Below are 4,240 nucleotides of genomic sequence, written 5' to 3' on the forward strand. Positions count from 1 at the left end.
GCAGCCGTTCGGAAGTCATTCGATAGATGCGATCTTCGCGGTCCTCGTAGAACGACGTGGCCAGGGACACGGATGACGGCCGCTCGAGGATCGTACGCGCGACGGCCGCGGCTACGAGCGCGCCGTCCATCGCCTTGTGAACTCCGTGGGCAGAAAGCGGATCGAGGAACGACGCGGCATCACCGACCAGAAGGAAGTCCGGTCCGCAGTAGCGCCGGGAAGCATAAGGCGTCGCATCCGTCCCGATAACGGGGCTCGCGCGGGGCGCATCGGCGACGAGCCCGGCGCAATGGGGAGCCTTTGCAAGGAACGAGTCGTATGGCGCCCTCCCGCTCTCTGCGTCGACGAAGAGGGTCACATCTCGCAGACCGTTCGGAAGCGGAGCCGACCAAACGAAGCCGTCGTCGAAAGCTTCGATCACCGTTGCCGGCGACGGCTCCTGGGTCCCGAAGTGCGCCGTATAGGCGAGAGTGCGAGCGCGCTCATAGATGCGATGGTGTCGTGCGAGAAGACCGGCTCTTCCCGAGGCGTCGATGACGAAGGGATGCGTGCCCCGTACCGTCTCCCGCGTCGAGATCCATTGCACGCCCGCGGCTTCGGCCGCCTCGCGCAGAAACGCGTCGAAGGCCCCCCTCGAGACCAGGAGCGACGCTTCGTCTCCCGTCATCTCCCAGGGGAAAACGCCTTCAACCCCGCCCCAGTACACGCGGTGCTCCGGCGGCCGGTTGACGACGACGCGGGGCGGAAGCTCGAGCCCGAGCGCCACGAAAACGATGCGGATGCTCGCGGGCAGACTCTCGACCACGTGTTGACGTCGACTCGATGGCTCGTCGAACAGGGTCACCGAGAAACCGAACTGCGACAAGCGTAAGGCGACGCTCGCACCAGCAGGGCCGCCTCCCACGATCTTTACGTCGCTCGTCCCCACGGGAACCATGATACTTTGCGCCTCGGCGCGAGCCCATGGACTACCCGAGATTCGAGAATCATTTCGTACCACGAACCCGTGACGGTCGCGTAGCTCTGACCGCATTCCTCTTACTCTTCGCTCTCGCGGAACCGCCAATCCTCTACTGGCTTGCCAATCGGGTGGAACCCTGGCTGCTGGGCCAGCCCTTCCTCTACGCGTATCTGTTCGTGGTCTACCTCGCTCTCATTCTCGTTTTGTTCTTCGCCCATCATCGACGTCTCTAGCAGCGGATGAAGATGGAGCCCGCCGTCATCTCCACCGGACTCGTTACTCTCTATCTGCTGGTGACGCTCGGCGTTGGACTGGTCGCAAATCGCAAGCTCGCGATCAATGTCGAGGATTTCTTCCTCTACGGACGCAAAGCCGGCATCGTGGTGCTCTACCTCACCGTCGTTGCCACTTACCACTCGGCGTTCGCCTTTTTGGGCTCCAGTGGATTCTTCTACACCCACGGCATCGGCTTCTGGGACGCCGGCACCTGGACCATTCTCGTCGGGGCCTCGAGCTATGTCCTGGGAAGCCGCATCTGGGCGCTCGGCAAGAAGTTCGGCTATGTGACCCCCGCGGATTTGCTCGCCGACTTCTACGAGAGCGAGGCGGTGCGGGTGACCGTGGCCCTGGTCTCGGTCCTATTCACGATTCTTTACATACAAGTTCAAGCGCAGGGTCTCGGATACATCATCGCGGTGGCCTCGGGAGATCGGATCTCCTTCGAGATCGGGACGCTGATCCTCCTCGTAGTGGCGGCCCTGTATCTCGTGATGGGGGGGCTGCGCGCCGTCTATTGGACCGACGTCGTCCAGGGCGTGTGGATGTACGTCGCCATCTGGGTCGGGGCGCTGTTTCTTTCATACCAGATCTTCGGGGGGCCACTGGCGCTGTGGCGTCGCGTGGCGGCCGAGCGGCCGGATCTCTTGACCCTCCCCGGACCGAACGGATACTTCACCCCCGGCATGTGGTTCGGCATGATGGTGTCGCTCTGCGGTGTGTTGTTCATGCCGCAAATGATGATCCGTTACTACACCGCAGCATCCGAGAACACCATCAAATGGCTCGGCGCGACGACGCCGATCTATCTCGTGACGCTCTACATCCCCGCGGCCTTCGTAGGGCTGGGCGGGGCCCTCGTCCTGCCCGATATCGAGATCCCCGATCGTGTCTTTCCCGAGCTCTTGTTTCGTTACGCCCCTCCGTGGTTGTCGGGCCTCATCCTCGCCGGCGCCGCCGCGGCGGCCATGTCCACTCTCGATTCCATCCTCCACGCTAACATGACCGTACTGACGCGCGACCTCTACCAGCGCTATGTTCTGCCGGGCCAGAGCCAGGCCCACTACGTCAAAGCCGGGCGCGTTTTCGTCCTCGCGCTCCTAGTCGTCGGTTACTTGCTCGCGGTCCACACCTTCGAGCTCCTCGTCGTGCTCGTATCGATCTCGGGCTCGGGCGCCCTGCAGCTCGCCCCCGCCGTCTGTAACGTCTGTTTTCCCACGAGACGCATGCTCACCCGCGCGGGGGTTCTCGCGGGGATCGCGGCGGGGCTTACGGTTCTCTTTTCGACCCTGGTCGTCTGGCCGAACCCACTCGGAACGCACGGTAGCGTCTGGGGTCTCGGAGCGAACCTTGCCGTCGCCTGGGCGGTCTCCCGCATCACCCGGAGACCGAGTGCCGAGACGGTGTGGCGCATCCACGGAGAGATGGAACGCTTCGTGTACCGGCACGGCGACGAGAGCCCACACGCCGCATCTCGGTGACGACCCGAGTTAACTCAGAATTAACGCGGGACATCTTGACTTCTCTTGCGAGCGAGCGTATATACATTACACCCTCCTTATCAACATCTTAGGCTACAAACCCGGAGCAGGCCTCCCGGAAAGGCGCCTCATCAATGGGGGTTCGCAGCTCTGGAGCGTCGATCTTTGCTCTGTCGGTGTTGGTAGCGGCTTCTTTAGGCGTCGGCGAATCGGCGTGGGGTCAGGGCGACCCCATCACGTTCTCGGTGATCGGAGACGTTCCCTACTCCGAGGGGGAGAAGGCCGAGCTCCAAAGCCACATGGACAACCACAACCTGTTCAGCCCCTCCGAATTCCTCGTTCATGTCGGCGATATCAAGTCGTCGAGCGGAACCTGCACAGAGAGCTGGTACGCGGATACGGCCAGCATCATGAAGACTCTTGCGATTCCCGCCTTCATCATTCCCGGCGACAACGAATGGAACGACTGCTCGAACCCCACCCAGGCATGGGCATTCTGGGTGACTCACTTGTTGAGGCTGGAGCAGAACTTCTGCGGGACCCCGGCGGTCGAGGTGCAAACAGTCCGGACGGAGAACTTCGCTTTCGTGAAGAGCGGAGTGCTCTTCGTCGGCATCAACAAAGTGAGTGGAGGTCTGAGCTCTCAGGAAGAAGACGCGCGGCTTCAAGACGACGCCAATTGGGTGAACCAACAGTTTCAGACCCACGGCAATGGGGTGCGCGCCGCCGTGATTTTCTCCCACGACGACCCCAACGGCAGTCCCTTCGAGAGCCAATTTCGAGCCGCCGCGAGCGCATTTGGCAAAGGAATCCTCTTCATCCACGGCAACGGACATTCCTGGATCGAGGACCATCCCCTTCCCGAACAAAACGTCTTGCGGGTGCAGGTCGAACGAGGCGACCTCAACGCCCCGCCGGTCCACGTGACGGTCACTGCGAATGGTAGTTTCGTGCTCGAGCGGAACCCGTGGCCACCGGGAGCGATGCCTTACAATCAGGGACCCTGCGTGGACGCTGGTCCCGACCTGCTGGTGGCGGTCGACGACGGTGTTCTTCTCAACGGGATGGCGACCGACGACGGCGTGCCGACCGGCGACCTCTTCGTGACCTGGACCCAGATTTCCGGACCCAGCACCGTCTTTTTCGACGACGCGAGCTCGCCGACCCCGACCGCGTTCTTCGACGCGGAAGGGACTTACGAGCTTCGTCTCTCGGCCGACGACGGCGAGCTCGTCGCCGAAGATACCGTACTGGTAGACGTCGAGATCGATCCCAACTTCAAGCCGACGGTGACGATTACGGTTCCCCCGGACGGCTCGTCCTTTGGCGTCGGCGCGCAAATCACCTTTTCGGGCACGGCTTCAGACGTCGAAGACGGAGACCTTTCCGCATCCCTGAGCTGGACGTCCGACCTCGACGGTGGGATTGGAACGGGAGCTCAGGTCTCCACGTCCACGTTGTCGCTTGGCACGCACCTGATCTCCGCCTCCATCACCGACAGCGGTGGGCGCTCCGATACGGA

At 62.5% G+C, this 4,240-nt stretch carries 4 protein-coding genes; 3 read left to right on the plus strand and 1 reads right to left on the minus strand.

What is annotated here, in order from left to right; all coding sequences use genetic code 11:
• Positions 1–937, minus strand: a 937-nt coding sequence (locus VEK15_29845) for an NAD(P)/FAD-dependent oxidoreductase (GenBank protein ID HXV64938.1), incomplete at its 3' end; no start/stop codon positions are given.
• A 26-nt stretch (positions 938–963) separates the two neighbouring features.
• On the opposite strand from VEK15_29845, the gene VEK15_29850 reads away from it, so the two are divergent.
• The 3 genes from VEK15_29850 to VEK15_29860 form a co-directional block, all read left to right on the plus strand.
• Positions 964–1,194: a hypothetical protein gene (locus VEK15_29850; protein HXV64939.1), complete on the plus strand. Its 231-nt coding sequence runs from the start codon at positions 964–966 to the stop codon at positions 1,192–1,194.
• A gap of 6 nt (positions 1,195–1,200) precedes the next feature.
• Positions 1,201–2,718, plus strand: coding sequence for a sodium:solute symporter family protein (locus tag VEK15_29855; protein ID HXV64940.1), 1,518 nt, complete (start codon positions 1,201–1,203; stop codon positions 2,716–2,718).
• A 134-nt stretch (positions 2,719–2,852) separates the two neighbouring features.
• A partial coding sequence (locus VEK15_29860; GenBank protein ID HXV64941.1) for a hypothetical protein occupies positions 2,853–4,240 on the plus strand: 1,388 nt, incomplete at its 3' end.

This window comes from Vicinamibacteria bacterium, from assembly GCA_035620555.1.
Lineage (GTDB): Bacteria > Acidobacteriota > Vicinamibacteria > Marinacidobacterales > SMYC01 > DASPGQ01.

Bases quoted from the DNA above. Each gene is read 5' to 3' on its own strand.
- VEK15_29855 (HXV64940.1), top strand. From the start codon at position 1,201: ATGAAGATGGAGCCCGCCGTCATCTCCACCGGACTCGTTACTCTCTAT.
- VEK15_29850 (HXV64939.1), top strand. From the start codon at position 964: ATGGACTACCCGAGATTCGAGAATCATTTCGTACCACGAACCCGTGAC.